Below are 25,851 nucleotides of genomic sequence, written 5' to 3' on the forward strand. Positions count from 1 at the left end.
TTCACCCAGGATCGTCCCTTCGCCCACAAGGGTGACTCCCCGGGAGGACCCTGCTTTACTCCACGGTAAAGAGGCGCTCGACGGAAGAGGACTCGATGAAGCGTTCGCGCTGGGCGGTCGCCTCGGCGGCGGCTGTCGTGGTGGTCGGCGGCGTGCTGGTGCCCGCCGCCATGGGCAAGACGTCGGCGGACGGGGACCGGGTGGAGACGCCGGTGGTCTCCTCCTCACCGGTGCCGGGCGTCGTGGAGAGCGTGGTGAAGGTCCGCGTGCCGCTGCCAGCGGAGGTCGGTCCGCACCCGGAGGCCTGCGACTGGGTGTCGTACCTGCGGTGGCGCAGCGCGGCCGGTCCGGCGGACTCGGCCGCGGCCGACCGGGTGCTCATCGCCCAGCCGGGCATCTTCGAGGGCGCGGGCGCGTTCGACAGCCTGGCCCGCAACACGATCACCCAGGCCGCCGGGCAGGGCGCGCACGTCGAGTTCTGGGCGCTGGACCGGCGGTCGAACTGCCTGGAGGACAACACCGGGCGGATGGCCGGGCTCGCCGCCCGCGACGTGCACGTGGCGGTGGACTACTACTACCGGGACAGGCAGGTCGACGGGAAGACCTTCGCCGGGTTCCAGACCAACGACCAGGTCGGCTGGCTCGGGCACGTCGGCATGGCGCAGACCCTGCGCGACCAGTACGACCTGATGCGCCACGAGCTGCCCGACCCGGCGGTGCGCAAGCAGAAGCTGTTCTGCGGCGGGCACTCCCTCGGCGGCATCATCACCGGCTACTTCGCCACCTGGGACTTCGACGGCGACCCGGCGACCACCGACGACGCGGGGTTCAACCAGTGCGCCGGGTGGTTCGCGCTGGACTCGCAGGTCCGCCCCGGCCTGCCCGGCGGCGGGATGACGTCGCTGATCCCCTCCGGTGACCCGGCGACCTCGCCGATCCTGGCGCTGCCCGCGCTGATCAACCCGGAGACGATGAGCATGCTCGGCCTGGCGGGCCTGGCCGCGGTCAACGACCCGACCGGCAAGTCCGACCTGCTGAAGTACCTGCCGCAGTCCGACAACATCAAGACCACGCTGAAGATCCTGTTCGCCAAGGACCTGGTCAACCTGCTCACCGGCATCCCCGTGGTGGACAACTTCGCCTTCACCAACCAGACCGCCATGGCCGCGCTGATGGACAACAACTCCATGCCCCTGGGCTTCCTCCAGGCAGGCGTCGGCTTCTTCGACGGCGGCCGGATCGCCGACAAGGAGTTCCCGATCGCCGGTGAGGTCGCCGACCTGCCGTTCCTGGCCGACCTCAAGGGCCTGCTCGGCCCGGACCGCAAGGCCATCCCCACCGACGCCGGGTTCCCCCTGGGCACCGGGCCGACCTACACCTGGCGCAACTACGACCAGATCGACGCGCCCGGTGCCCCGGTGCACAAGTCCCGCGACGGCAAGCCGTTCACCACCGCCGCCCAGGAGGTCACCGACGTCCAGCAGCTCGCCCGCAGCCTGGGCGAGGCGCCGCTGGACTTCACCGAGTGGTACTTCCCGGCCAAGCTCTCCGGCGACAGCGGCAAGCCGGACGCGGAGATGACCGCCCACTCCCTGCACCCCGGGGGCATCAACGCCCGCCCGATCCTGACCGTCCGGGCGGGTTCCGGGGTGAACTTCGGCGCGATGGACCCGAGCCAGCCCCCTGCGGTCGTGGCCCCCGGCTACCACCACCTCGACGTCCTGACCGCCGCCGCCAGGCAGAACGGTGGCCGCCAAGAGGTGGTCTCGGTCAACCTCGCGCAGTTCGTCCTGGGGAACTGACCCGCGGCGCCGCTCCGACCACCGCCCGCGGTGGTCGGAGCGGCGCTCACGCGGTGCCGGTCAGGTACTGGCGACCCGACACGGACGGGCGCGGGTGTGATGTCCTGGCAGGTCGTCGCCCCCTCAACACTTTGCCCTTGCGCTAAGTGTCGCGGCGATGGATACTTAGCCTCATGGCACAGTGTCCGGCTGAACTCGACGGGGTCTTCCTCGCTCTCGCGGACCCGACCCGGCGGGCGGTGGTCCACCGGCTCGGGCGCGGGCCCGCGAGCGTCAGCGACCTGGCCGGCGCGGCCACGATGACGCTGCCCTCGTTCATGAAGCACGTGCGGGTGCTCGAGTCGAACGGCCTGATCCACACGGTGAAATCCGGCCGCGTGCGCACCTGCCTGCTCAACCGGGAGCGGTTCGCGGTGGTGGAGGACTGGTTGGCGCGGCAGCGGCGCCTCTGGGACGAGCGCACCGACCGGCTGGAGCAGTTCGTCACCGATCCCAAGGAGGAGAACACCCCGTGAACCCCGAACTCGACCTCGGCATCGACCGGGTCATCCGCGCGCCCCGCAAGGTCGTGTGGGACGCGTGGACCGACCCGGACAGCCTGGCGCGGTGGTGGATTCCCGCCCCGACCGTGTGCCGCGTCGACCGGTTGGAGGTCCGACCCGGCGGCGGGTTCGTCACGCGGATGAGCGACGACGGTGTCGCGTTCGCACCGCACGTCGACGCGTGCTTCCTGGTGGTGGAGGAGTTCAAGCGGCTCGTGTTCACCACCGCCGTGGACAGCCGCTGGCGACCGGCGAACCCCGAACCGGTCGCGATGACCGCCGAGGTCGTGTTCGCCGACCACGCGGACGGCACCGACTACCGGGTCGTCGTGCGCCACGGGGACCCGGCGGCCAGAGACCTGCACGCCGAACTGGGGTTCGCCGACGGGTGGGGCGGCGTCACCGACCAACTGGCCCGGTTCGTCGAGAGCACGCGGTGAAGGTCGCCCCGGTGCGGTTCCCCACCCTCGACGGGGTGGGCCAGGGGCCCGGTTCCCGCACCGGTGACCACAGAGGTGCCGCCGACCTGCGGTAGGCCCCCGCGCGGACGAGCAGACGGCAGTCGGTCAGCGGTCGACGGCGTCCAGGACGGTCGGGTCCAGGCTGGTGAGGGCGGCGGTGATGAAGCCCGCGGCCAGTTCGCCCGCCGCCCCCGGGTCGAGGTCGTGGTGCAGGGCGTGGCGGGCCGCGGCGCCGCACAGGCCGACCATCATCGCGGCCAGCAGGGCCGGGCTGGGGCCGGGTTCCCGGCCGAGGTCGGCGAGGGCCTGGTCGATCTCCTCGGCGACCCGGCCGGTGATGACGTCCACCACGGCCTGGCGCGCCGTGGTCGTCTCGTCGGTCGTGGTGGCGTCGAAGAGCATCCGGAAGCTCTGCGGGTTGGCGGCGGCGTAGTCGAACAGGGCCATCACGTAGACACGCACCCGGCCCGCGACGTCCAGGCCGGGGGCGGACCGGTACGCCTCCACCACCCACCGCCGCAGCGCCTCGGACTCGCGGGCGAACGCGGCCTGGTACAGCGCCAGCTTGTCGCCGAAGTGCGCGTACAGGGTGGGTTTGGTGGAGTTCGCCCGCTCGGCGACGGCGTCCATCGTGGCCTGCCTGAACCCGCGCTCGGCGAACACCGCGCGGGCGGCGTCGAGCAGCTCGTCGTCGGTGGGCCGGGTACCGGGGCTGCGCCGACGACGAGTCGACCGGTCCTGGCCTGCGGGCTCGCTCATGGTGGGAACTCTACGATCCCCCGCCGCCCAGCCCGTGAGCGCAGATCGCTCCGACCGATCCCCCGGCGGCCCCCACCCGGGCCTGCAGCACCCGGGGCGCAGTACCCCGCGCAGCCCCACCCGGGTCAGCCGCGTCCCGGCCACCCCGCCCCGGGTCACGGCCCGCAGCCGCCGAGTGGCTGGTTCCCGCCGCAGGAGCCGCCGCGCGGCTGATCCGCCCACCGGGCCACCGATCGGCGCACCACACCGACACGGGCTCCGACCGGGCACCCGGTTCCGTCCCCTGTGGATTCGGCACCGCTCCGAACAGGGGTGTCCTGTCCCACGGGGGCGGTTCCACCCTCGCCGGGCGGTCGGTGGTGTCCGGCGCGATCACGGGTGGAGGGATGGCTGTGGCTGCTGCCAACCGCCCGGCCACGGTGGCAGGTCCGCCGCCGGGGATGGGCCCCGACGGCCAGGTCCCCGCCCCGGGCGGTGCGGTGGACGAGCGGGTCACCGTCGGTGGCCTGGCGGACGGGGTCAGCGGACCGGTACCGCCCGCGACCCGCTCGTGACCGAGCCCGGGGTGCGGTCACCCGACCGCGCCCCGGGGTCTACCCTCGACGGCGGACAACCGCCCCGGTGGCGCCCATGTCAACGGGGCAGCCCCCGGCGGCCCACCGATGCGAGAGGCGTCTCCCGAGCACCGCATGACTGGACCGACCAGCGCCGTCGACCCCCGGGTCCGGTGCTTCCACCTCGCCCCCGAGGCCCCCGCCCGCGTGGTCTGCTACCCCCACCTCGGCGCCACGGCGGGGCTGCTCGACGAGCCCGCCCCGCGCCGCGCGGTCCTGTCCGGCGACCACTTCCACCCGGTGGCGCGGCAGGAGGCGGTGCGGGACGTGCTCCCGGGAACCCTTCGACGGCTGGAGGTGGGCCGGTGACCGCGCCCGAGGACCTGAACCGGCTGCGCGCCGACTGCGGCTCGTGCTTCGCGCTGTGCTGCGTGGCGCTGCCGTTCCAGAAGTCCACGGACTTCGCCATCACCAAGCGCGCGGGCAGGCCGTGCGTGAACCTGCTCGCGGACTTCCGCTGCGGCGTCCACACCCGGCTGCCGCAGGAGGGTTTCCGCGGCTGCACGGTGTTCGACTGCTTCGGCGCGGGGCAGCAGGTCGCCCAGGTCACCTTCGGCGGTGTGGACTGGCGGACGGCGCCGGACACCGCCGGGGGCATGTTCGAGGTGTTCGGCGTGATGCGGCACCTGCACGAGCTGCTGTGGTACCTGACCGAGGCGGTTTCGCTGCCGCGCACCCGCCCGCTGCACGAGGACCTGCGGCGGGCGCTGGGCAAGGTGCGCAGGCTCACCGAGGGCAGCGCGGAGGCGGTCGCCGCGGTGGACGTGGACGCGGTCCGCGGCGACGTCGACGCACTGCTGACGCGCACCAGCGAGCTGGTGCGCGGCGGGGTGAAGGGCCCGACCAGGAACCACCGCGGGGCGAACCTGATGGGCGCGAAGCTGCGCGGCGCCGACCTGCGCGGCGCGCACCTGCGCGGCGCCCTGCTCATCGCCGCCGACCTGCGCGGGGCCGACCTGCGCAACAGCGACCTGATCGGCGCCGACCTGCGCGACGCCGACCTGTGCGGAGCGGACCTGACCGACTGCGTCTTCCTGACCCAGTCGCAGGTCAACGCCGCCCGCGGTGACGCGGCCACCCGCATCCCGTCCTCGGTGGACCGCCCGCCGCACTGGACCTGAGCGGCAGCCGCCACACCGGCTGCGCACCAGGGCGCCGAGGGTGGCCAGTTCGGCGCGCAGCGCGGTCTGCCGGGCCGCTCACCACGAAGTTGGTCGCGAAGTCCACCGCGGCCAGGTCCAGTCCCCCGAACAGGTCCGGGCGGCGGCCGTGGCCGGGCTCGTCCGACCGCCCGGAACCCACCCCGGAGAGCCGGGGTCACCGCCCGCACCGCGACGTCCGGCTAGCAGCTCTCCGCTTCGTCGCACCACTCGGCGAACGGGTCGACGAACTCCAGTTCGTCCGCGAGGGCCAACTCCTCGTCGGTGGCGAGGGCGGCGCGCAGGGCACCCGCGACGCGCTCGGCGGCGGCGGGTGTGGTCGTGATGGCGAAGACCTCCTGCGCGCGGTCGCCCGGGGCGGGCCACGGACCCAGGTCGTGCACGACCAGCCCGCCGCCCGCCGATTCCACCCACAGCGCCGCCTCCGGCCTGCTCACCACCCACACCCGCCCCTTGACCCGCACGACGTCCTCCAGCAGGCAGTCGAACGCGAGGTGCAGCCGCATCGGGTGGAAGGGCCTGCTCTCGGCGACGCGGACGACGCACACCCCGTGGGCGGACCCCAGCGGTGGTCGACCGCACACCAGGGGGTCGAACCCGTCGTCGACCCGACCGCGGCGCGCGTCCGCGGGCACGGCGGCCAGCAGCTCGGCGACGTCCAGCCCGCTCCGGGCCCGTCGGGGCGCGAGCGGGTTGAGGCGGTCGAGCACCGCGTCCAGCACCGGGTCGGCGGTCCCGTCCACCACGACCGCGTCGGCGAACTCGGCCTGCCCGACCACGACCTGGGCCACCGTGCGCTCGTCGGTGTCCGCGGCGGCCAGGCCGCGTTCGGCCATGGTCTCGTCGCCGGTGGCATCCGCCAGCCACGTCCGCGCGTCGACCACCGCGACCACGCCCGCCACCGCGATGCCCGCCTCATCCAGGGCGAGGCAGACGTGTTCGAGGTCCAGGGCCGGGTCCAGGGCGACCACGGCCCGACCGCCGACCCGTTCGAGCAGCGGGACCAGGTCCAGCCGCAGGGTGCACGACACGCAGCCGTGGGCCAGCTCGACCGTCTCCACCTCCGCGTCGACCCAGCGGCGGACCACACCGTCGGCCAGCCCGCGCAGGTCGTGGCGCACCAGGACCGACCCGTGCCACGCCCGCCACACCTCCTCGGCCACACCGCAGTCGTCCGGACCGGCCACCAGCAGCACCTCGGTTCGCATGCCACCAGATTAACGGAAACGATTTTCATTTCAATTCGGCCCCCGAAGACCGCCCGCCACCCGTCTCCTGGTTGCCGAGATGCGGCACTGCTCGCCGTGGGACATCACTACGATCACGCACATGGCCCGCTTCAAGCACTCCGAGTCGCTGGGGATCAGTGACGAGTTCCCGGTGCGGGTGACGGCGATCCGCCGCCTCGGTCCACTGCTCAGCGCCGCCGCGCTGCTCGCCGCCTGCGGTGGCCCCGAGCCGATCCCCCTCCCACCAGCCCCACCCTCGACCAGCACGACGGCCGCGTGCCCGGCATCGGGGGTCGCGATCACGGCGGGCGAGGTGGACAGCGCCTCGGGCCTGCGAGCGCTCGGCATCATCCTGACCAACTGCGGCACCCGCGACTACACCGCGAACGGCCACCCGGCGGTCCGGGTCCTGGACGAGAACCGGACCCCGCTCGACATCACCGTCGGCAACGGATCAGCCCCGGTCAGCGCACCGGACGCCTACGACGCCCCACCCCGGCCGGTGATGGTGCGCCCCGGTCAGCGGGTGACGGCGCGAGTCCTGTGGCGCAACACGGTGACCGACTCCACGGTGACCGCCACCGAAGGCCACTACCTGGAGATCACCCCGGGCCCCGGGGAACCCGCCCAACTCGTCGCCCCGGACGGCGGGATCGACCTCGGGAACACCGGGCGGCTGGCCGTGAACCCCTGGGCCGCCCGCCCCTGACCGCGCGCCCCCGGCGGTTCGCGGTGACCGGCGCGGACACTTCCACAAACCGAGGTTCCGTCGATAAGGTCACCCCCGGGGGACGGCACGGCTGCCGAGGGGGAAGGGGAGGTCGTGGCCGAGGAACCGACGCTGCTGGTGGTGCGCCCGCGATCGGTGCTGCGCCGCAAGCGGTTCACCTGGGTGCTCGTGCCCGCGGTGCTGGTCGCCGTGGTCGGGGCGATCACGCTGTCGACGAACGGGGGCGTCACCGCGCCGATCCCCGACGTCGTCGTGGTGGAGGCGAAGATGGCTTCCAAGGAGGACTTCTTCAACGACGCCGTGGTGCGCAGGGTGCTGATGGAGAACGGCATCCAGGTGCATCTGACCGCGACGGGTTCGCGCGAGGTCGCCACCGGTGACCTCGGCGGCTACGACTTCGTCTTCCCGTCCGGCCAGCCCGCGGCGCTGCTGATCAAGCAGCAGCGCAAGGCCGAGCGCAGGTTCGTCAAGCCGCACAAGCCGTTCTTCTCCCCCGTGGTGCTGGGCACCTACCGCGCCTACGCCGACGCGCTGGTCGAGGCCGGGGTGGCGACGCCCCAGCCGGGCGTCGAGCCGCCGATGTACTACAACGTGAACCTCGCCGGGTTCCTCGGCCTGACCAGGGCGGGCAAGACCTGGCAGGGCCTGGGCGGGGACGCGCCCCTGGGCAACGGCAACCGGGTGCTCGCCCAGACGTCGGACGTCTGCTATTCCAACTCCGCGGGCACCTACATGGGCATGGCGGCCTTCGCCGTGAACGACCGCAGGCCGCCCGCCGACGAGGCCGAGGCGGTCGCGCTGGCCGAGGAGATCCGGCCGCTGCTGACCGCGCAGGGCTTCCCCGGCGACGACATGGCCCAGGCGTACCTGGCGCCGGAGGGCCGGGGGCTGGCCCCGGTGTCGGTGTTCTACGAGCACCAGTTCCTCGCCCACCAGGTGCGCACCAAGGACCTGCACGGTGGGCCGGACTCCGACCGGGTGCTGCTCTACCCGGAGGACCAGGTGCAGGCGGTGCCGGAGCTGATCGCGCTGACGCCGAACGGGGAGCGGGTCGGCGAGCTGGTCACCAACGACCCGCGGCTGCGCCGTCGAGCGCTGGAGCTGGGGTTCCGGGTGTTCGAGACTGACGACGTCAGCACCAGCGGCGAGTTCGGCGCGTTCCTGCGGGAGAAGCGACTGCCGATGCCGGTCTCCGGGATCGGCGACACCGAGACCTTCCTGCCCCCGCTGGACCTGCTGGAGAAGATGATCAAGACGGTGGGGCGGTGCTGACCCGGTGGGCGCTGTGCGCGCTGCTCGTGGCCTCGGCCCTGGTCGGGTGCACGGCGGACACCGGTGACCCGGTGCGGCTGACCGTGCTCGCCGACCGGGAGCTGGGCGACCTGGGTCCGCTGCTGGCCGACCTGCGCCGCGACACCGGGGTGGACCTCGTGCTCGACCTGCGCGACAGCCGGGACGTCGGCACCGGCCCGGCTCCCGGCGCGTCGGGGCACGACCTGGCCTGGGTGGGGTCGGAGGCGCTGTTCAGGCTGCGGGCGGGCCGCGGCGGGCCGGTTCCGCTGTCCACCAGCACGATGGTCTCCCCCGTGGTCGTCGGGCTGCGCCCGGCGGCGGCGCGGCGGCTGCGGGCGGTGTCCGCGCGCCCGAGCTGGGCCGACGTCGCCGACCGGGTCGCGGCGGGGGAGCTGCGGCTGGCGGTGCCGGACCCGCACCGGTCCGACGTCGGGTTGACCGCCCTGCTCGGCCTGGCGACGGCCGCGGCGGGCACCGGGCAGGCGCTGCGCGCCGAGGACGTGACCTGCGACCGCCTGGCCGGTCTGCGGTCCGGGCAGGAGCCGACCGGCCCCGACCCGGCCGCGGAGTTCGCCGCGAGGGCGGACCGGCTCGACGGGGTGGTCGACCACGAGTCGGCGCTGCTCACGCTCAACGCATCGGGTTCGCTGGACGAACCGCTGGAGCTGGTCTACCCGCGCGACGGCGTGGTGCTGTCGGACTTCCCGCTGCTGCTGCTCGACCCGGGCGAGCGCGCCGCCTACGACCGGGTGGTGGCGTGGCTGCTCGACCCGGCGCACCAGCAGCGGATCATGGCCACCACCGCGCGCAGACCGGTGGACCCGGCGGTGCCGCGCGAGCAGCGGTTGAGCACCGACGTCGGCACGGGCATGTTCCTGCCGGAGAGCGCGGACGTGCTGGACCGGTTGCTGGCGGCCTGGGACGAGCCCACCACCGCGCACGTGGTGTTCGTGCTGGACTTCTCCCTGTCGATGGCGGGCGAGCGCGCGGCCGGTCTGCGGTCGGTGTTCGGCGCGCTGAGCGGCACCGGCACCGGCGGCTTCGCCCGGTTCCACCCCGGCGAGACGCTGACCGTGGTGCGCTTCGCCGGTCAGCCGCTCGACGAGCGGACCGTGACCGTGCGCGGGCAGCCGGACCTCGACCGGCTCGCCGCCGCCGTCGCCCCGGATGACTTCGGGCGGAACACGGCGATCTGGTCGGCGGTGCGGCAGGCCTACGCCCGCAATCCCACCTCGGTGGTGCTGGTGACCGACGGGGAGAACAACGCGGGCATCAGCGCCGACGACCTGCTGGCCGGGCTGCCCCGACCGGCGCCGCCGCTGTTCGCGGTGCGGATCGGCGCGGCGGACCCGGTGGAGCTGCGCCGGGTCGCCGAGGCCACCGGTGGCGCGCTGGTGGACGCCACCGGCGGGTCGCTGGTCGACGCGGTGAGGGGTGTCCGTGGCTGTTGACTGGTCGCTGTGGTGGTCCATCTGGCTGTTCCGGGTGCTGGTGTGGGGGGTGACCGCGCTGGCCCTGGTGGTGGCGCTGGTGACCGCCTGGTTGATGTGGCGGGCCCGCCACCGCTACGCCGAGTCGTCCAACAGCCCGGGCATCATGCTCTACCTGCGCGACGAGTCGGTGCTGGAGATCGCGCGCGCCAACGGGTTCAGCGAAGCGGTCGAGAAGGAAGTGCAGGACATCGTCGGCAGTGCCTCGGAGGGCCGAATGTCGATGGAGGCGATCAGGTTCGGCGCCTCGGGCGGCCACACCCGCAGCCGGGAGCGCACCGAGATCTACATCAAGTCCGCCGACCCGGTCGAGTTGATCGGCGTCGTGCTGCGCAGCCTCACCACCGGCAACGGGATGGTCCGGGTGGACCTCACCACGGGCACGATCACCCGCAGCGACGCGCTGGCGCAGGCGCTGGGCCCGGACCACCCGCACCGGGTGCGCCTGCAGGACGTCGACACCTACGTCCTGCTCAAGGGCCGCTTCCGCCTGGTGGGCACCGAGGACGGCCGCACCACCCTCGTCGCCCCGTACGGGACGGCGGGTGCCCACGTGCGCCTGGACTGCCGCACCGAGAGCCTGCGCCGCGAGGACATCCCGCCCGACGCGTTCAAGGCCCAGGCGCTGGGCCGGGTGCAGTCGTGGAACGCCGAGCGCGGCGAACTCCTGGTGCGCCCGATCGCCCTGTTCCAGTGAGCCGCAGGGCTACCGCCGGACCCGCTTCCCGGGTGCCCGGAGGGTGCCCGCGGCGGCGAGGATGCCGCGGAAGGTGGGGCACTCCAGGTGGCTGGGGGCCGGGCACGCCGCGGCGTGGCGGAGGCCGTCGCGCACGGCGGTGAGGTCGGCGATGGTCGCGTCGAGTTCGTCGGCCTTGGCGGTGAGCACCGCCCGGTCGGGGGCGGGTCGGCCGTCCGGGCCGAACATGCGGGCGATGTCGTCGAGGGTGAAGCCCGCGGCCCGGCCGACCGCGATCAGGGCCAGGCGTTCCAGGACCCCCTCGTCGAAGACGCGCTTGAGGCCGTTGCGGCCGGTCGAGGCGATCAGCCCCCGTTCCTCGTAGTACCGCAGCGTCGAGGCGGGCAGGCCGGAGCTGCGGGCCACCGCCGTGATGTCCAGTTCCGCCATCGCACCTTGACCTCAAGTCAGCTTGAAGTGACAGGGTAGGGCTGTCGGGTGGACGAGGACAAGGAGTGGGGATGGACGTGCGTGAGACCAACGGCGAGCAGGCCGCGCTGTGGGGCGGGTCGGCCGGGCAGTCCTGGGTGCGGGCGCAGGGACTGCTGGAGTCGATGTTCCAGCCGCTGCAGGACCTGCTGGTCGACGCCGCGCGGGACGCCTCCCCCGGCCGCGTGCTCGACGTGGGCTGCGGGACGGGCGGGGTGACCGCGGCCATCGCCCGGGCCCTGGGGAAGCCGTGCGTCGGCGTCGACATCTCCGAACCGGTGATCGCCGTGGCCCGGGCGCGGACCGAGCCGGGGGCGACCTTCGTCCAGGCCGACGCGCAGGTGCACCCGTTCGAGCCCGCGTCCTTCGACCTGGTGGTCTCCCGGTTCGGCGTGATGTTCTTCCAGGACCCGGTCCGGGCCTTCGAGAACCTGCGCCGCGCGGTGAGCGGTGGCGGGCAGCTCCGCGCGGTCGTGTGGCGCGGCGCGGCGGACAACCCGTTCATGACGACGGCGGAGCGGGCCGCGGCACCGCTCCTGCCGAACCTGCCCGCCCGGAACCCGGACGGGCCCGGCCAGTTCGCCTTCGGGGACGCGGACCGGGTGCGCAGCGTCCTCGACGGGAGCGGGTGGACCGGCGTCGACGTCCGGCCGCTCGACGTGGTCTGCGCCTTCCCGGAACCGGAGCTGGACCGCTACCTGAGCCTGCTCGGCCCCGTCGGCCTGGCCCTGCAGAAGGAGGACGAGCAGACCCGGGTCCGGGTGGTGGAGGCGATCCGCGGCGCCTTCGACCCGTTCGTGCACGGCGCGGAGGTCCGCTTCACCGCCGCCTGCTGGTCGGTCGCCGCCACCGCGGGCTGACCGGCGACCGGTGTCGTGGATGATCTGCCCACGACCTTCGGATGGGAGCCGCGATGGGCAAGCTGGTCTACTCGATGATCACGTCGCTGGACGGGTACGTCGAGGACGCGAACGGCGAGTTCGCGTGGGGCGCCCCCGACGACGAGGAACTGCACGGCCACATCAACGAACTCGCCGCATCGGTGGGCACGTTCCTCTACGGGCGCCGGATGTACGAGACGATGCTGTACTGGGAAACGGCGTACGACGTGCCCGACCAGCCACCGGTGGTGCTGGAGTGGGCACGGCAGTGGCAGGCGACGGACAAGGTCGTCCACTCCCGCACCCTGACCGACGTGTCCAGCGCCCGCACCCGCCTCGTCCGGGAGTTCGACCCCGACGCCGTCCGCCGCCTCAAGGCCGAAACCGACCACGACCTCACCGTCGACGGACCGGACCTCGCCGCGCAGGCCATCCGCGCGGGCCTCGTCGACGAGTACCACCAGATCGTGTGCCCGGTGCTGGTGGGCGGCGGCAAGCGCTTCTTCCCCGAAGGCGTCCACGTCGACCTCGACCTGATCGACGAACGCCGCTTCGCCGGGGGCGTGGTGGTCCTACGCTACGCGAGCAAGCACTGACCCACGGGATCGGGTGAGCGGGCACCGCGGCCGATGGTGATCCGGCCTGCGCTGCGGCTCCGGAGCGCAGTGCCGCTCATCCGCCCGGGGGTTGCTCCCGATCCTCTGGGGCCGGGTGGGGGCGCTCCACGCGGGTGGCGGGTCGGAGCGGGGTCACCAGCACCGGGTTCGCCTTCCTGCTCAACGATTGCGTTCCGGCGGTTCGTCGGTCAGCGCTTCCAGTGGTCCTCCAGGGCGTCGACGAGTTCCCGCGCGCGTTCGTCCGGGAAGAACAGCCGGGCTCCGGGGACCTCGACGACGCCGGTGGCGCCGGGGATGAGGTCGACGAGCCAGTCGGCCCAGGAGCGGTGGAAGAAGATGTCGCCGGTGCCCCACACGATGGCGGTGGGCACCTCGCACGCGCCGAGGAGGGGGCGGATCGGCGCGAGTTGCCCGGGGGTCATCGACGACAGCAGGGCCGCCGTGAAGCGGGCGCCTCCCGGGTTGCCCAGGATGGGGGTCAGGTAGTCGGTGATCACGTCGTCGGGGACGGCGGAGACGTTCTGGTAGCCGGTGCGGTAGAGCTGCTTGGCGAGCTTGGGCAGCCTGGCCAGCGGGGCGCCCGCGCGCAGCAGGCCCGCCCTGGCCGCCCAGACGGCCGGGCGGAACGCCGGTGGCGGGAAGTTGCCCTCGGTGTCGCAGTTGGTGAGGGCGAACGACGCGAACCGCTCCGGTTCCCGGGTGAGCACGACCTGGGCGACGGCGCCCCCGGTGTCGTTGCCGACGAGGTGGACCCCGCGCAGGTCCAGCTCCCGGATGACCGCGCCGACAGCGTCGGCCAGGCCCCACACCGACGGCTCCCCCACCGGTGGTGTGTGACCGTGGCCGGGGAGGTCGACGGTGACGCAGCGGCGGTGGTCCGACAGCAGCCGCACGCAATTGCGCCAGAGCCTGCCGTTGGTGAAGACCCCGTGCACGAACAGCGTGACCGGGCCTTCCCCCACGTCGGTGAAGCTGATGCCGCCCGCGGTGCGGCGGTGGGCTGCGAACGTCCCCGAGTCATCCCCCATGACGACTTCACATTACCAGCGCGCGCGGTCGGGCCGGTCCGGTTCACCGGATCGAGAGGGCGCGCAAACATGCATGATCTGGAATACGTTGCTACTCTGCGTCAACAACCTTGCTACACACGGGTAACAGGAGGCAGATCATGACCACCCACTTGGAGCACACCGGCCACGACCACGTGCACGGCGACGACTGCGGCCACCAGGCCGTCAACCACGGCGACCACGTCGAGTACGCCCACGACGGCCACCTGCACCGCAAGCACGACGGTCACTGGGACGAGTGCGAACCCGCGGGCCACACCGTGCACGAGGGCCACGACCACCGCCACAGCGCGGACTGCGGCCACCAGACGGTCCCCCACGGCGACCACGTCGACTACCTGCACGACGGTCACCGGCACGCCGAACACGGCGACCACTACGACGACCACTGAGACCTCTTCCCCGGCATCGGCGAGGGGGCTCGGCCCGGTGCCGGGGAACTTTCCACCGCCTGTTCCGCGGCACCGAACACAGTGCTCGCGACACCTGGTCAAGCATCCCGCCGAGGCACGGCCGCTCCTCGGAGTCGGGCGCATGGGCTACTCTAACGGAAACGATTGTCGTTTCCGTAGAGGTCCGGGCTGACGTACCGCGTCCCCGGCCCCGTGCCCGCCACGAGGATGACCAGGTTCACATGACCGCAGATGCGCGCGTTCCCGTCACCGTCCTGTCCGGCTTCCTCGGTGCGGGCAAGACCACCCTGCTCAACCACGTCCTGGCCAACCGGGAGGGCCGCCGGGTGGCCGTGGTGGTCAACGACATGAGCGAGGTCAACATCGACGCCGCGCTCGTCTCCGGCCGCGGCGGGGAGCGGCTGGTCGAGCTGACCAACGGCTGCATCTGCTGCACCCTGCGCGAAGACCTGCTCGACAGCGTCGGGGCGCTGGCCCGCGAGGGCCGCTTCGACACCATCCTGATCGAGTCCACCGGGATCTCCGAGCCCATGCCGGTCGCGGCGACCTTCGAGTGGACCTTCGACGACGGCACCAGCCTGTCCGACCACGCCCGCCTGGACACCATGGTCACCGTCGTCGACGCCGCGGGCTTCCTCGCCGAGGTCCAGCGCGGCGACCGGCTCGACGAACGCGACCTCGCCGCCGCCGACGGCGACGAACGCGGCATCTCCGACCTGCTGGTCGACCAAGTCGAGTTCGCCGACGTCCTGGTCCTCAACAAGACCGACCTCGTCACCGCCGAACAACTCGCCACCACCGAGGGCCTGCTCCGCAAGCTCAACCCGAACGCCAGGCTCCTGCACTCCCACCGCGGCACGATCGACCTCGCCGAGGTCCTCGACACCGGCCGCTACGACCCGGTCACCGCCGCGACCTCAGCGGGCTGGGCCGAGGAGCTGGCGGGCTCGCACACCCCCGAGACCGAGGAGTACGGCATCCGCTCGGTCACCTACCGCGCCGACCGCCCCTTCCACCCCGCCCGCCTCGCCGCCGCCCTGGCCGACTGGGAGGGAGTGGTGCGCAGCAAGGGCTTCTGCCACCTCGCCACCCGCCCCGACACCCTCGCGGTCTGGTCGCAGGCAGGACCCACCCTCACCATCGAACCCGGCGAACTCCTCGACGACCACACCGCCCGCCAGGAACTGGTGTTCATCGGCATCGACCTCGACCGGGCAGAACCACGCCGTCGCCTCGACCCGGCCCTGCTCACCGACGCCGAACTCGCCGAAGGCCCCACCGCCTGGCGGCAGTACGACGATCCGCTGCCACCGTGGGAGGACCTCGACGCCCACGAGCACCACCGGCACTGACGGCACCGGGTCGGCTTATTGCCGTGCGCGGGGATCTCCGAGCGCCTAGCGTTGCGCCCCCACGGGCACGGCACCCGGTCCGCCTACAGATCGGAGGTGCGGAGCCGATGACCTGCCACCTCCACGCGCTCTGCTTCGACGCGAACGACCCCCGCGGCCTCGCCCGCTTCTGGGCGGGCGTCCTGGGCTGGGAACACGTCGACGACCCCCGGGACGGCGTCGCGCTCCTGCCGGGCGACGACACCGGGTTCCGGGTCCGGTTCCTGCCGAGCCAGGAGCGCAAGACCGGGCAGAACCAGGCGCACTTCGACCTGACCAGCACCTCGCCGGACGACCAGCGCGGGACGGTGGCCAAGGCGCTCGACCTCGGCGCCCGGCACATCGACGTCGGCCAGCGGCCCGAGGAGGGGCACGTCGTGCTCGCGGACCCCGAGGGCAACGAGTTCTGCGTCATCGCACCGGGCAACGACTTCCTCGCCGAATGCGGTTTCGTCGGGGCGCTCGCCTGCGACGGGTCGCAGGAAGTCGGCTACTTCTGGAGTGCGGCGCTGGGGTGGCCGCTGGTCTGGGACCAGGACCGGGAGACCGCGATCCGCTCACCCCTGGGCGGTCCGAAGCTCACCTGGGGCGGGCCGCCGGTGGCGGCGAAGACCGGGAAGAACCGGTTGCACTTCGACCTCGTTCCGGGTGCCGGTGGTGATCAGCAGGCGGAGGTCGACCGGCTGGTCTCCCTTGGGGCGCGGCGGCTGGACATCGGTCAGGGTGGGGTCGAGTGGGTGGTCATGGCTGATCCTGACGGCAACGAGTTCTGCGTGCTTCCCTCTCGGTAGCTCGCGTGCTTTGGCTCGCGGCGTACCCGGCCGGGCCGGCTTGCCGTGTTGTTGAGGCCGGGATTTCTGGTGTGGTGATGCGAGCGGTTCCGCTTACGGTGCTCGACACCGGCTGCATCGACGCGGTGTCGGTGCGGTCGAAAAGGGGGCGAGCTGACCGGCCGCAGCCCCACTGACCGGGGTGGAACCGGCTCGAAGTACCACGTTCTGTGCGACGCGAACGGGCTACCGCCGCACATCGTGTTGTCGGTGGCAAACACCCACGACAGCATGCTGTTCGAGCCGCTGCTGGACACGAACCCGACCGTGCGCGGCCACCACGGCCGGGCGGGCAGGCCACGATGCCGACCGGACAAGCTGCCCCTTCAGAGGCGTTCGACGCGGTCGGCCTGCGGGCCCCGGTCGCTGTGACGCACCGCGTACCGGACCCGGTCACCCTTCTGCAGCGGCTCCGACCCCATGATCACGGACACGTGGGCGAAGAGATCGTCGCCGCCTGCGTCCGGGGTGATGAAGCCGAAGCCGCGGTCGCCGTCGTAGCGCGCGACGACGCCCTCGCCGCCTCGTGCGGGCACGTCCCGCGCGGCAGGCCCTGCGGCCGCGGCAGGTGCCGACCGCTGCGGCGCCGTCTGGGGCTCGGCGCCCCGGACCAGGTGCACGTCGCGGGCCTGCGGGCCCTTGTCCCCACTGGCCACCTCGTAGGCGACGCGGTCGCCCTCCGCGAGCCACGTCAGCCCCTCGGCCAGGGCCCGGGCGTGAACGAAGATGTCCCCGGCGCCGGAGTCGGGGTTGATGAAGCCGAAGCCCTTGTCCTCGTCGTACCAGGCCACCGTGCCGTCGGCACCGTCCGCGACACCGGCCGCAGCGGGTGAGCCTGCCCCTGCTCCCAGCGGGATCACGTGCCCGGCCTGCGGGCCGCGCTCGCCTTCGACGATCAGGAAGGCCACCCGCTGCCCCTCGGTGACCACGCCGCCGGTCACGATGGCGGAGCTGTGCACGAAGATGTCGGCGCCGCCGCCGTCCGGCGACGCGAAGCCGTACCCCTTGCCCGGCTCGTACCAGTTGACGGTGCCGAGCAGGCCCACGGCGCTGCCGGTGGCCGCATCGGCGGTGACGCGAACGCGCAGCGCCTGGGGCCCGCGGTCGTTCTCGCCGACCTCGAACACGACGGCCTGACCCTCGCGGAGCATTTTCGCGCCGCCGTCCTCGACGATCTCGGAGGCGTGCACGAACACGTCCGGCGAGCCGTCCTCGGGCGCGAGGAAGCCGAAACCCCGTTCGGCGTCGAACCAACGGACGGTCCCTTGCGGCATCAAATGCTCCAGGTCGAGAGGGCGGGCACTGGCCCCCATTCTCCCTGACGGACTTCCGGTCTGTCGGACCGGGCCCACAGGCGGGCGGTGCGGAGCCAGGGGCAGGCCGTTGGTCCACCTGGCGACACGCCGAGTTTTGAGACCAGGTCCTAAGGGCCCGGGGTTTTGGTGGGGGTGCCCGGGTGGGTGGATGGCGATGCGCTGGCGGGTTCGGGCGGTTGGCACCCGGACCGGGGTGGTTGGCGGCTGCGCCGATGTCGTGCCTGGGTGGGTGGGCTGGCGGTTGCGGGGTGGATGCGGCTGTGCCGGTGGGTTCGGGGGGCGGGCAGCGGTTCTCGCGGTGAGCGTCCGGCTGTGTGGCCCGTCCTGGGGCGCTCCGGTGGGACTTATGGGTCTGTGGGTGCCGGTGCTGGTGGTGCTGGTGGTACTGGGCGTGGTCGGCACCGTGCTGCCCTACCTGGCCGGGTTGTGTGCGCTGCGTTACCTGTCCCCGGCCCTGGCGAGCGTGCTGGCCCTGGTGGAGCCGCTGGTTGCCGCCGCGCTGGCCTGGCTGCTGCTCGGGCAGGGCCTCGGACCGGCGCAACTGGTCGGGGCGGCGGTGCTGCTCGTCGGCGCGGTTCTGGTGCGGGTGGCCGACTCGGGGTGGCGACTGGCCGGTGTTCGGAGCGTTGTCGTTCGGCGGAGAACGTTCGTCGGGTGGCCACGAGCCGTCGGGGTGGCGTGGCGATCGGAGGGTTCTTCACCGCGTGGGCCAGGCGAAACCGGGGCCTGCCCGTGGTATAAGGTGCCCTCTCGTCACAGGGGGATGAGGAGTGCGCGCGTGCGGATGATGAGCCATGCCGAGTACTTGGCACTGCGACGGTTCCCCGCCCTGGACGGGCTGCGGGCCGTCGCGGCGGCGATGGTCATCCTCGTGCACTTCGGTGGGCCGTCCTGGGGTTGGCTGTCCGGCTGGGCCGGGGTGCAGTTGTTCTTCGTGCTCACCGGTTTCCTCATCACCACGCTGGCGCTGCGCGAGGAATCGCGCACGGGTCGGGTGTCGCTGCGGGAGTTCTACCTGCGGCGGGCGTTCCGGATCATGCCGGTGTACTTCGTCGTGCTCGCGTTCGTCGTGGTGCTGCTGTGGTTGCGGCGGGAACCGGCGTTCGCGCTGCTGCCCGACCAGTTGCCGCTCTACCTGACGTTCAACAACGACCTGGTCGCGCCGGGGCCGTTGCACTGGGTGGGGCCGGTGCACCTCTACGGGCAGTCGTGGACGTTGGGGGTGGAGCAGAAGTTCTACCTGGTGTGGCCGCTGCTGGTGTTCGCCGTGCCCGCCATGCGCTTCAGCCGCAGGCTCGGCCTGGCGCTGGCCGCGATCGCGCTGGCGCTGGGCATGACGTCGACCATGGGCGGGTTGACGGTGCACTACGAGGTCATCCTGGCGGGCTGCGTGCTGGCGATCGTGCTGCACGACCCGCGCGGTTGGGCCGCGCTGCGCTGGGTGACCCACCCGGTGGCCGCCACGGCGGCGGCGCTGGTGTTCGTCTGCGCGCACCTGGCCCTGCCGTGGGGCATCCGGCAGGTGGGCGAGGTCACGGCGATCGCGATCTACGCCCTGCCGGTCGTCGCGCTGATCGCCGCCATCGCCCCCGGTCGCGGGCTGGCGGCGTGGCTGCTGTCGCTGCGGCCGATGGTGTGGCTGGGGCAGCGGTCGTACTCGCTCTACCTGGTGCAGCACATCGCCGCCATCGTGGTGCTGTCCTCGGTGCCGACGCTGCAGGACGGGCGCACCAGGACGGCGGTGGCGATCCTGTTCGTGTCGCTGGCCATGGCCGAGGTGCTCTACCGGTGGGTCGAGCTGCCGATGATCGACTGCGGCAGGCGGGTCATCGGCTGGTTGCGCGCCCGTTCGGACACCACCGGCGGCGCGGAGCCCGAGACGGTCACGGTGCCGCCGGTGCCCGCGTTCGCGCCCGAACCGACCGGCGCGGGCCAGGTCCCTGCCGGGAGCCGCGTGCCCTGATCAGGGCGGATGCCCACCCGGCTGGCGCCGCCACCGGCTGAGATCCGGCTACCCTGGGGTCGACGCGTGCCCGGCGCTCCCGGGCACGACCGGTGACCAGTGAGGTGGACGTGCGAGAGATCATCAGGTCCAACAACCCCGTGCTGCTGTCGTTCGCGGCCTCGGTGCTGGCCGAGGCGGGCATCCACCACCACCTCGCCCACGCGCACGACGCGTCGCTCGAGGGTTCGATCGGCGTGGTGGAGCAGCGGCTGCTGGTGGCACCGGACCGCTACGACGAGGCCCACCGGCTGCTCGTGGACGCGGAGGCGCTCGACGCGCCGCCCGCGTAGGCCCGGCACGACCCCCGCGGCGGGCACACGCCCGACCTGGTGCCTGCCGTGGGCGGACGCGAGCACAGGACCGGGGCAGCACCCGCGGGCGGGCGCTGGCTGTGCGTGCTCGCCTGCCGCACCCCGCTGACCCGCCGGACAACCACCGCTCACCGGGCGCTGAACGCGCGGGGTGTCCCCCGGCGCGACGTGACCCGCCGGGGTGTCTGACAGCGGCCAGATCGGCGCAACCTGTTCTGCCACAGGGGTTCCGGTGTGATCACCCCAATGGCGGCCCGCACCACCCCGGTGGCGGATGATCACCGGTGCGGCGCCTGGTTTGCTCGACCGGCAAGCGTTCCGCTGACGGAAGGATTCCTCGTGTCGAGTTGCAGGCGGTTGCTCGGGTTCGCGTTCGGTGTCGTGCTGCTGGCGCTGGGCCTGGCGCCCGCGACGGCGTCGGCGGCACCCGCCGGGATCAGCGGGGTGTGGGCGTGCTCGGTCCCGGCGGGCAGCACCTACACCGGCGTGCGCCTGAGCAGCAACTGCGGTGGCTTCTCCTACGAGTACAACGTCACCGCACCCTCGAACGGCCTCTGGGCCTGCACCGTCCCGTCCGGCTGGTCCTACACCGGCGCCCGCCAGGGCAGCAACTGCAACACCTCCAGCCTGTCGTGGGAGTACAACCTCTCCACCCCCAGCACCGGCACCTGGATGTGCACGGTCCTGTCCGGCCACACCTACTACGGCGTCCGCCAGGGCACCAACTGCGGCTCGGGCCTGACCTACGAGTACAAGATCGTCATCCCGGTGAACGGGGTCTGGGCCTGCTACCCGCCCACCGGCTGGTCCTACACCGCCACCCGCCAGGGTTCCAACTGCGGCTCCGGCTTCACCTACGAGTACCTGCTCTTCAAGCCCTGACCCGCCACACGCCCCGGCCCGCCACCGCGTGGGCCGGGGCGTGTCCGCGTGCGGTGGGCAGTGGCATCCCGCCCGGCGCGATGGACGGGCCGGTCACGGCAGCGGTTTCCGCATCACCGCGCACACCGTCTCGTACCGCTGGATCACGCCGTCGGGGGTTTCCTCGTCCCAGGCGTCGGGCTCGCGGCCGTAGGCGGTGTAACCGAGCCGCTCGTACAGCGCCCGGGCGCGGGGGTTGTTCTCCTCCACCTTCAACTCCGCGCGATCCAGGCCCCGGGCGGTGATGCGCTGTTCGGCCGCGCGAATCAGGAGGCTGCCGATCCCGCACGACCGCAGCGCCGGGTGCACGGTCAGTTGCCACAGGGTTCCCGCCCCCGGGCACACCTCGTAGTCGACCCCGCCGATCGCCACGGGCAGGTCGGACGGCGGGCACACCGCCAGGTAATCCACCGCGCCGGTCCGAGCGCGCTCCAACTCGTGCGCGACCCGGGTCAGGTGCAGCGCCGTGCCGGACCACGAACACCACTCCAGATCGCTCGGGCGCAGGTCGCGCACCGACAGGTCCACCAGGACACCGGGCATCCGTACCACCTCCTGCCGATCAGGATGTCGGCGACCGCGGACCCCGGCAACGGAATTGCCCGCGCCGGGGTGTCGGTGACCGGGGGCTCACGCCGCGGGGGGAGCGTCACCCCCGGTGGTTTCCGCGGTCTCGTCCTGTCGGAGGGTGACCCACACCGCGATCTGGGAGCGCTTGGTGAAGTCGAGCTTGACGAGGATGTGCTGGACGTGGGTCTCGGCCGTGCGCGGTGAGATGAGGAGCCGGGCGGCGATGTCGCGGTTGGACAGTCCCCGGGCCACCAGGCCGGCGACCTCCCGTTCCCGCTTGGACAGGGGGTTGCGCTCCGGGCCGGGAGCCGGGGTGTCGTCGAGTGCGTGGCGCCGCGCCCGTTCCGGCGGCAGTGCCCGTCCCCGGCTGTGGGCGCTGTCGAACCGCCGGTCGCCCAGTGCTTGCCTGGTGATCTCGGTGAACTCCCGGTGCGGGCGGGCCACGAGGTGCGCGATGGGGGACGCGAGGAGTTCCCAGGCGGTGGCCGCGGCGCCGAACAGGGTCGCGGCCCGCTCGTGCTGATCGCGCTTGCAGGCGGCCCAGGCGAGGGTTTCGAGGTGGAAGGCGTCGCCGAACGGGCTGTCCAGCGTGCTGGACGCGAGGGCGGTGCGGGCCGCGGCGGCCGCGGCGCCCACGTCGCCGAACTTCACCTCGATGAGGGCGAGGCCGAACAGGGCCATGTCGCGGTAGTGGCTCCCGCCGCCCGCTTCGCCGAGTGCGATCACGCGGCGCAGCTTCTCCCGGCCGGTGCCCAGGTCGCCGTTGTAGGCGGCGATGATGCCGTGCAGCGCCAGGGTCCGCAGTTCGCGGCGCAGGTCGCCGTGGGCGCGCAGCACGGGCACGCACTCCTCGGCCAGGTCCGCCGCCCGGGGGTCGCGGCGCAGCATCACCTCCAGGACGCGGACGCTGGTGATCTGCGCGGTGAGCAGGTCGTCGCCGATCGCGGCGGCGAGCCGTTCCGCCTCGGTCAGCGACGCGGACGCGGCTTCCAGGTCGCAGCACCACAGGGCGTGCAGCGCGGCGGTGGCCAGCGCGAACGGGCGATCGGGGTGGTCGGCGGGGGCGGCGGCCAGCGCGCGGTCGAGCCACCGCTGGGCTTCGGCGTCGAGGCCCAGCAGCGTCCAGTGCTCGTCGACCCGGGCCGCCATGCGCAGCGCCACCCCCGCCTGCCCGGGTTCGGCGACCGACCAGCCCAGCGCGGCCCGCAGGTTCGCCTGCTCCCACCGCAGCCGCCGCGCCCACCGCGACTGCTCCGGGCCCGCCCACCGCGCGTCGGCCAGGTGGGTGAGCCGGTCGAACCAGTCCCGGTGCCCGCGCAGCACCCCGCCGAGGGCGCCGGAGCGCTCCAGCCGCTCGTGGCCGTACTCCCGCAGGGCTTGCAGCATCCGGTACCGGGCGTCGCCGTCGTCGACCTCCACGCGCTGGAGCACGGACTTGTCCACCAGGGCGTCGACGACACCGCACACGGCGGCCGCGTCCACCCCGGAGCCCGCGCACACGTGCTCGGCCGCCGCCAGGTCGAACGAGCCCGCGAAGACCGACAGCCGCGCCCACACCAGCCGCTCGACCTCCGAGCACAGCCCGTGGCTCCAGTCGACGGTCGTCCGCAGGGTCTGCTGCCGCTCCGGCGCGGTGCGGCTGCCGTTGGTCAGCAGCGCCAGGCTGTTGCCAAGCCGCTCCGAGATCTGCCGCGGCGACAGGCCCTGGATGCGCGCCGCGGCCAGCTCGATCGCCAGCGGCAGGCCGTCGAGCCGCCCGCACAGCCGCGCCACGTCCGCGCGGTTGCCCTCGGTGATCCGGAACCCCGGGTGCACGGCGGTGGCCCGGTCCACGAAGAGCCGCACGCCGTCGTACCGGGCCAACAGCTCCAGCGGCGGGGTGTCCCCGGGACCCGGGACCGACAGCGGCGGCACTCGCAGCACCTGTTCGCCCGGTACACCGAGGGATTGCCTGCTGGTGGCCAGCACCGCCACCCGGGGGCACGCGGTCAGGACCCGGTGGACGAAGGTGGCGCAGTCGTCCACCAGGTGCTCGCAGTTGTCCAGCACCAGCAGCACCGCGCGCTCCCGCAGGTGGTCGAGCACCCTCCCGGTGGCCGAGCGCCCCGACTGGGCGCGCAGCCCCAGCAGTTGCGCCACCAGGTCGGCCTGCGACGCGCCGTCGCGCAACTCCGCCAGCTCCACGAGCAGGACCCCGTCGCGGTGGTCGGGCGCCGCCTCCTGGGCCACGAGGGCCGCGAGCCGGGTCTTGCCGACCCCGCCGGGGCCCGCCAGCGTCACCAGCCGCCCGGAGCCCAGCAGTCGCCGGGCCTCGGCCACCTCCCGGCGCCTGCCGACACACCTCGTCAGCTCGACGCCGAGCCGCGTCCGACCCGTCCCGCGCAGCTCCCCGTCCGGGGCACCGGCGGCCGGGGTGGGGCTGTCCGGAACCATCGCACACTCCCTAACAGTCGTTAGGCATAGTCGCAGTGGACCACGTCACCGTCAACCCGGGACCGAGCGCTTTTACGTAGTTCTGCCGATGCCGGGCCGCCGACACCCGTGCCTATCCTGTGCACCGGATCACACCGGACGGGCGTGGCCTACCGCCGAGGAGAACAGCAGATGACCAAGATCCGCCGCAGCGCCGCGGCCCTGGCGCTCACCGTCGCGGCAGGCGCTGTCGTCGCCGCGGGCAGCCTCTCGCCCGCCAACGCCGCGACGCAGAAGTACGTCGCACTGGGCGACTCCTACTCCTCCGGCGACGGCGCGGGCTCGTACGGGTCCAGCGGGGCGTGCCTGCGCAGCGCCAACGCCTACCCGGAGCTGTACGCCAAGGCGCACCCGGGGACGGCGCTGTCATTCGTCGCGTGCGCGGGCGCGAAGGTGGAGGACGTGCTCGGCAAGCAGGTGCAGGCGCTGACCGCCGACACCGGCCTGGTCACCATCTCCATCGGCGGCAACGACGTCGGCTTCGCCTCGGTGGTCACCACCTGCACCTTCGGCTCCGACGCCGCGTGCACCGACCGGATCGCCAAGTCGACGGCCACCGCCACCACCGCGCTGCCCGGCAAGCTGGACACGACCTACGCCGAGATCAAGACCCGCTCGCCCCGGGCCCAGGTCGTCGTCCTGGGCTACCCGCGCCTGTTCGCCTCGGGGCCCGCGTTCTGCGCGATCAGCCAGACCAAGCGCACCGCGCTCAACAAGGCCGCCGACAGCCTCGCCGAGATCATCGCCGACCGCGCCCGCAGCGCCGGGTTCACCTACGAGGACGTGCGCGACGAGTTCGCCGGGCACGGCGTGTGCACGTCCAACCCGTGGATTCACGGCATCCGCCCGCTGGCGGTCGCCGAGTCCTACCACCCCACCCTGGCGGGCCAGAAGAACGGCTACCACGCCGCCCTCACCAACGCGATCGGATAGGCCCCGCCGGTCTTGACAACGGGAACGCGGTCGGCTGGCATGACCCCGACACGGCTCCGGTGCGGCCGTGCCCGGCGCGGTGGTGTCCGCCCGGGCACGGCCGACTCCCGGTGCCGTCGGCAGGCAGGCGGACCGGGAGTGGCGCGGTGGACGAGTTCGTGCGGGAACTGGTGGACCTCACCGGGTGGCGGGGGTCGGCCTACGGGCCGGTGGCCTGGGACGCGGTCGAGGCGGACCTGGGGGTGGAACTGCCCGCCGACTACAAGGAACTGCTCGCCACCTTCGCACCCGGCACCTTCAACGCCGCCAACCTGAACCTGGGCAAGGCCATCGTGATGCCGCCTTACACCGCTGCGGGGAAGCCGGATCACCTCCACCAATTCAGGACCGAGATGCGCGAGCTGCGCGAGTGGCAGGAGGAACATCCCGAGGACGTCCCGCACCCGATCCACCCCGAGCCCGGCGGGATGATCCCCTGGGCGCGGGCGGCGCGCGAGGTCCTGCTGTGGGTCCGCGAACCCGGCCAGTCCCCCGACGAGTGGACCATCGCCGTGTCCAACGGGGGCATCTGGCGATTCGACAAAACTGTCCAGGTCGTCGAGGAATTCGGCTGCGGGGCGGTGGAATTCCTCGCGGGCCTGGTTCGCGGGACCACTGTCAGCACGGTGCTGGCAGGCGACCCGGAGAACCTGACCTCGCCGCCATTGGCAGCCCGGTTCCCCTTCCGGCCGGTATCCGAGGACGACTGGTGGAGCATGTCCACCATCCCGGCGGACGACGAGTGAGCGGCGCGCGATGAGGACACGGAGTGGCGCAGTGGATGAGTTCGTGCGGGAACTGGTGGACCTCACCGGGTGGCGGGGGTCGGCCTACGGG

The 25,851-nt window shown here is 73.0% G+C and carries 27 protein-coding genes and 1 pseudogene; 21 read left to right on the plus strand and 7 right to left on the minus strand.

The window, feature by feature from the left end; all coding sequences use genetic code 11:
• Positions 1-95: 95 nt before the first annotated feature.
• The 3 genes from UO65_RS27725 (at position 96) to UO65_RS27735 (ending at position 2,784) form a co-directional block, all read left to right on the plus strand.
• Positions 96-1,802 carry a hypothetical protein gene (locus UO65_RS27725; RefSeq protein ID WP_052021879.1) on the plus strand — a complete coding sequence of 569 codons (1,707 nt, stop codon included), beginning with the start codon at positions 96-98 and terminating at the stop codon, positions 1,800-1,802.
• Positions 1,803-1,975: 173 nt separating this feature from the next.
• Positions 1,976-2,317: an ArsR/SmtB family transcription factor gene (locus UO65_RS27730; protein ID WP_035288253.1), complete on the plus strand. Its 342-nt coding sequence runs from the start codon at positions 1,976-1,978 to the stop codon at positions 2,315-2,317.
• Complete coding sequence (locus UO65_RS27735; protein ID WP_035288255.1) at positions 2,314-2,784, plus strand: SRPBCC domain-containing protein; 471 nt, start codon at positions 2,314-2,316, stop codon at positions 2,782-2,784. Before UO65_RS27730 ends, UO65_RS27735 begins: the two co-directional genes overlap by 4 nt.
• A 126-nt stretch (positions 2,785-2,910) precedes the next feature.
• Here UO65_RS27735 and UO65_RS27740 read toward each other — a convergent pair whose 3' ends face one another.
• A complete protein-coding gene (locus UO65_RS27740; RefSeq protein WP_035288257.1) occupies positions 2,911-3,564 on the minus strand; it encodes a TetR/AcrR family transcriptional regulator in 654 nt (217 codons plus the stop codon).
• A 392-nt stretch (positions 3,565-3,956) separates the two neighbouring features.
• Between UO65_RS27740 and UO65_RS37035 the strand changes: the two genes are divergently transcribed.
• From UO65_RS37035 to UO65_RS36295, 3 genes are all read left to right on the plus strand, one after another.
• Positions 3,957-4,118, plus strand: a complete 162-nt coding sequence (locus UO65_RS37035) for a hypothetical protein (protein ID WP_161784528.1) — start codon at positions 3,957-3,959, stop codon at positions 4,116-4,118.
• A gap of 135 nt (positions 4,119-4,253) precedes the next feature.
• Complete coding sequence (locus tag UO65_RS36290) at positions 4,254-4,487, plus strand: hypothetical protein (RefSeq protein WP_035288259.1); 234 nt, start codon at positions 4,254-4,256, stop codon at positions 4,485-4,487.
• On the plus strand, positions 4,484-5,299 hold the full coding sequence (locus UO65_RS36295; RefSeq protein ID WP_035288260.1) for a pentapeptide repeat-containing protein: 816 nt from the start codon (positions 4,484-4,486) through the stop codon (positions 5,297-5,299). Before UO65_RS36290 ends, UO65_RS36295 begins: the two co-directional genes overlap by 4 nt.
• Before the next feature lie 221 nt (positions 5,300-5,520).
• Here the strand turns inward: UO65_RS36295 and UO65_RS27755 are convergent, their stop codons facing one another.
• Positions 5,521-6,546, minus strand: a complete 1,026-nt coding sequence (locus UO65_RS27755) for a GTP-binding protein (RefSeq protein WP_035288262.1) — start codon at positions 6,544-6,546, stop codon at positions 5,521-5,523.
• A 121-nt stretch (positions 6,547-6,667) separates the two neighbouring features.
• Between UO65_RS27755 and UO65_RS27760 the strand changes: the two genes are divergently transcribed.
• The 4 genes from UO65_RS27760 (at position 6,668) to UO65_RS27775 (ending at position 10,777) form a co-directional block, all read left to right on the plus strand.
• Complete coding sequence (locus UO65_RS27760; protein WP_052021880.1) at positions 6,668-7,276, plus strand: DUF4232 domain-containing protein; 609 nt, start codon at positions 6,668-6,670, stop codon at positions 7,274-7,276.
• Between the two features lie 114 nt (positions 7,277-7,390).
• Positions 7,391-8,569, plus strand: coding sequence for a hypothetical protein (locus UO65_RS27765; RefSeq protein WP_035288264.1), 1,179 nt, complete (start codon positions 7,391-7,393; stop codon positions 8,567-8,569).
• Complete coding sequence (locus UO65_RS27770; protein ID WP_035288266.1) at positions 8,563-10,041, plus strand: vWA domain-containing protein; 1,479 nt, start codon at positions 8,563-8,565, stop codon at positions 10,039-10,041. Before UO65_RS27765 ends, UO65_RS27770 begins: the two co-directional genes overlap by 7 nt.
• Complete coding sequence (locus UO65_RS27775) at positions 10,031-10,777, plus strand: hypothetical protein (RefSeq protein WP_035288302.1); 747 nt, start codon at positions 10,031-10,033, stop codon at positions 10,775-10,777. Before UO65_RS27770 ends, UO65_RS27775 begins: the two co-directional genes overlap by 11 nt.
• Positions 10,778-10,786: 9 nt before the next feature.
• Here UO65_RS27775 and UO65_RS27780 read toward each other — a convergent pair whose 3' ends face one another.
• Positions 10,787-11,206 carry a helix-turn-helix domain-containing protein gene (locus tag UO65_RS27780; RefSeq protein ID WP_035288268.1) on the minus strand — a complete coding sequence of 140 codons (420 nt, stop codon included), beginning with the start codon at positions 11,204-11,206 and terminating at the stop codon, positions 10,787-10,789.
• A gap of 71 nt (positions 11,207-11,277) precedes the next feature.
• On the opposite strand from UO65_RS27780, the gene UO65_RS27785 reads away from it, so the two are divergent.
• Together UO65_RS27785 and UO65_RS27790 are read left to right on the plus strand one after the other, a co-directional pair.
• Positions 11,278-12,105 carry a class I SAM-dependent methyltransferase gene (locus UO65_RS27785; protein ID WP_035288270.1) on the plus strand — a complete coding sequence of 276 codons (828 nt, stop codon included), beginning with the start codon at positions 11,278-11,280 and terminating at the stop codon, positions 12,103-12,105.
• A 41-nt stretch (positions 12,106-12,146) separates the two neighbouring features.
• Positions 12,147-12,722 carry a dihydrofolate reductase family protein gene (locus UO65_RS27790; RefSeq protein WP_233427871.1) on the plus strand — a complete coding sequence of 192 codons (576 nt, stop codon included), beginning with the start codon at positions 12,147-12,149 and terminating at the stop codon, positions 12,720-12,722.
• Between the two features lie 209 nt (positions 12,723-12,931).
• On the opposite strand, the gene UO65_RS27795 is transcribed toward UO65_RS27790, so the two are convergent.
• Positions 12,932-13,771 (minus strand): alpha/beta fold hydrolase, encoded by an 840-nt coding sequence (locus UO65_RS27795; protein WP_035288274.1) that lies wholly within the window; start codon positions 13,769-13,771, stop codon positions 12,932-12,934.
• A gap of 140 nt (positions 13,772-13,911) precedes the next feature.
• Between UO65_RS27795 and UO65_RS27800 the strand changes: the two genes are divergently transcribed.
• The 4 genes and pseudogenes from UO65_RS27800 to UO65_RS38390 form a co-directional block, all read left to right on the plus strand.
• Positions 13,912-14,205, plus strand: a complete 294-nt coding sequence (locus tag UO65_RS27800) for a hypothetical protein (RefSeq protein WP_411431383.1) — start codon at positions 13,912-13,914, stop codon at positions 14,203-14,205.
• Positions 14,206-14,447: 242 nt separating this feature from the next.
• Positions 14,448-15,578: a GTP-binding protein gene (locus UO65_RS27805; RefSeq protein WP_035288277.1), complete on the plus strand. Its 1,131-nt coding sequence runs from the start codon at positions 14,448-14,450 to the stop codon at positions 15,576-15,578.
• Between the two features lie 107 nt (positions 15,579-15,685).
• Positions 15,686-16,408: a VOC family protein gene (locus UO65_RS27810; protein WP_035288279.1), complete on the plus strand. Its 723-nt coding sequence runs from the start codon at positions 15,686-15,688 to the stop codon at positions 16,406-16,408.
• Positions 16,409-16,524: 116 nt separating this feature from the next.
• Positions 16,525-16,768, plus strand: a pseudogene (locus tag UO65_RS38390) (IS5/IS1182 family transposase); the annotation flags it as partial.
• 5 nt (positions 16,769-16,773) lie between these two features.
• Here the strand turns inward: UO65_RS38390 and UO65_RS38860 are convergent.
• Positions 16,774-17,721: a cold-shock protein gene (locus tag UO65_RS38860; protein ID WP_035288282.1), complete on the minus strand. Its 948-nt coding sequence runs from the start codon at positions 17,719-17,721 to the stop codon at positions 16,774-16,776.
• A gap of 388 nt (positions 17,722-18,109) precedes the next feature.
• Between UO65_RS38860 and UO65_RS27820 the strand changes: the two genes are divergently transcribed.
• The 3 genes from UO65_RS27820 (at position 18,110) to UO65_RS27830 (ending at position 20,961) form a co-directional block, all read left to right on the plus strand.
• A complete protein-coding gene (locus UO65_RS27820) occupies positions 18,110-19,726 on the plus strand; it encodes an acyltransferase family protein (RefSeq protein WP_063936026.1) in 1,617 nt (538 codons plus the stop codon).
• A 110-nt stretch (positions 19,727-19,836) separates the two neighbouring features.
• A complete protein-coding gene (locus tag UO65_RS27825; protein WP_035288308.1) occupies positions 19,837-20,058 on the plus strand; it encodes a putative signal transducing protein in 222 nt (73 codons plus the stop codon).
• A 360-nt stretch (positions 20,059-20,418) separates the two neighbouring features.
• On the plus strand, positions 20,419-20,961 hold the full coding sequence (locus UO65_RS27830) for a hypothetical protein (protein ID WP_200873489.1): 543 nt from the start codon (positions 20,419-20,421) through the stop codon (positions 20,959-20,961).
• 93 nt (positions 20,962-21,054) lie between these two features.
• Here UO65_RS27830 and UO65_RS27835 read toward each other — a convergent pair whose 3' ends face one another.
• Together UO65_RS27835 and UO65_RS27840 are read right to left on the minus strand one after the other, a co-directional pair.
• Positions 21,055-21,543, minus strand: coding sequence for a GNAT family N-acetyltransferase (locus tag UO65_RS27835; protein WP_035288283.1), 489 nt, complete (start codon positions 21,541-21,543; stop codon positions 21,055-21,057).
• Positions 21,544-21,630: 87 nt separating this feature from the next.
• Positions 21,631-24,003 carry an ATP-binding protein gene (locus UO65_RS27840; protein ID WP_084176322.1) on the minus strand — a complete coding sequence of 791 codons (2,373 nt, stop codon included), beginning with the start codon at positions 24,001-24,003 and terminating at the stop codon, positions 21,631-21,633.
• A 171-nt stretch (positions 24,004-24,174) separates the two neighbouring features.
• Here UO65_RS27840 and UO65_RS27845 point away from each other — a divergent pair, with 171 nt between their 5' ends.
• Both UO65_RS27845 and UO65_RS27850 read left to right on the plus strand, forming a co-directional pair.
• Complete coding sequence (locus UO65_RS27845) at positions 24,175-24,975, plus strand: SGNH/GDSL hydrolase family protein (RefSeq protein ID WP_035288285.1); 801 nt, start codon at positions 24,175-24,177, stop codon at positions 24,973-24,975.
• Between the two features lie 146 nt (positions 24,976-25,121).
• On the plus strand, positions 25,122-25,760 hold the full coding sequence (locus tag UO65_RS27850) for an SMI1/KNR4 family protein (protein WP_035288286.1): 639 nt from the start codon (positions 25,122-25,124) through the stop codon (positions 25,758-25,760).
• Positions 25,761-25,851: the final 91 nt, after the last annotated feature.

The sequence above is a fragment of the Actinokineospora spheciospongiae genome (assembly GCF_000564855.1).
Taxonomy (GTDB): domain Bacteria; phylum Actinomycetota; class Actinomycetes; order Mycobacteriales; family Pseudonocardiaceae; genus Actinokineospora; species Actinokineospora spheciospongiae.

What these genes read in the sequence shown, in the direction of transcription:
- UO65_RS27725 (WP_052021879.1), top strand. Translation starts at nt 96, where the DNA reads ATGAAGCGTTCGCGCTGGGCGGTCGCCTCGGCGGCGGCTGTCGTGGTG.
- UO65_RS27730 (WP_035288253.1), top strand. Translation starts at nt 1,976, where the DNA reads ATGGCACAGTGTCCGGCTGAACTCGACGGGGTCTTCCTCGCTCTCGCG.
- UO65_RS27740 (WP_035288257.1), bottom strand. Translation starts at nt 3,564, where the DNA reads ATGAGCGAGCCCGCAGGCCAGGACCGGTCGACTCGTCGTCGGCGCAGC.
- UO65_RS36290 (WP_035288259.1), top strand. Translation starts at nt 4,254, where the DNA reads ATGACTGGACCGACCAGCGCCGTCGACCCCCGGGTCCGGTGCTTCCAC.
- UO65_RS27755 (WP_035288262.1), bottom strand. Translation starts at nt 6,546, where the DNA reads ATGCGAACCGAGGTGCTGCTGGTGGCCGGTCCGGACGACTGCGGTGTG.
- UO65_RS27760 (WP_052021880.1), top strand. Translation starts at nt 6,668, where the DNA reads ATGGCCCGCTTCAAGCACTCCGAGTCGCTGGGGATCAGTGACGAGTTC.
- UO65_RS27780 (WP_035288268.1), bottom strand. Translation starts at nt 11,206, where the DNA reads ATGGCGGAACTGGACATCACGGCGGTGGCCCGCAGCTCCGGCCTGCCC.
- UO65_RS27785 (WP_035288270.1), top strand. Translation starts at nt 11,278, where the DNA reads ATGGACGTGCGTGAGACCAACGGCGAGCAGGCCGCGCTGTGGGGCGGG.
- UO65_RS27790 (WP_233427871.1), top strand. Translation starts at nt 12,147, where the DNA reads ATGGGAGCCGCGATGGGCAAGCTGGTCTACTCGATGATCACGTCGCTG.
- UO65_RS27795 (WP_035288274.1), bottom strand. Translation starts at nt 13,771, where the DNA reads ATGGGGGATGACTCGGGGACGTTCGCAGCCCACCGCCGCACCGCGGGC.
- UO65_RS27800 (WP_411431383.1), top strand. Translation starts at nt 13,912, where the DNA reads ATGACCACCCACTTGGAGCACACCGGCCACGACCACGTGCACGGCGAC.
- UO65_RS27805 (WP_035288277.1), top strand. Translation starts at nt 14,448, where the DNA reads ATGACCGCAGATGCGCGCGTTCCCGTCACCGTCCTGTCCGGCTTCCTC.
- UO65_RS27810 (WP_035288279.1), top strand. Translation starts at nt 15,686, where the DNA reads ATGACCTGCCACCTCCACGCGCTCTGCTTCGACGCGAACGACCCCCGC.
- UO65_RS38860 (WP_035288282.1), bottom strand. Translation starts at nt 17,721, where the DNA reads ATGCCGCAAGGGACCGTCCGTTGGTTCGACGCCGAACGGGGTTTCGGC.
- UO65_RS27820 (WP_063936026.1), top strand. Translation starts at nt 18,110, where the DNA reads ATGGGTCTGTGGGTGCCGGTGCTGGTGGTGCTGGTGGTACTGGGCGTG.
- UO65_RS27835 (WP_035288283.1), bottom strand. Translation starts at nt 21,543, where the DNA reads ATGCCCGGTGTCCTGGTGGACCTGTCGGTGCGCGACCTGCGCCCGAGC.
- UO65_RS27840 (WP_084176322.1), bottom strand. Translation starts at nt 24,003, where the DNA reads ATGGTTCCGGACAGCCCCACCCCGGCCGCCGGTGCCCCGGACGGGGAG.
- UO65_RS27845 (WP_035288285.1), top strand. Translation starts at nt 24,175, where the DNA reads ATGACCAAGATCCGCCGCAGCGCCGCGGCCCTGGCGCTCACCGTCGCG.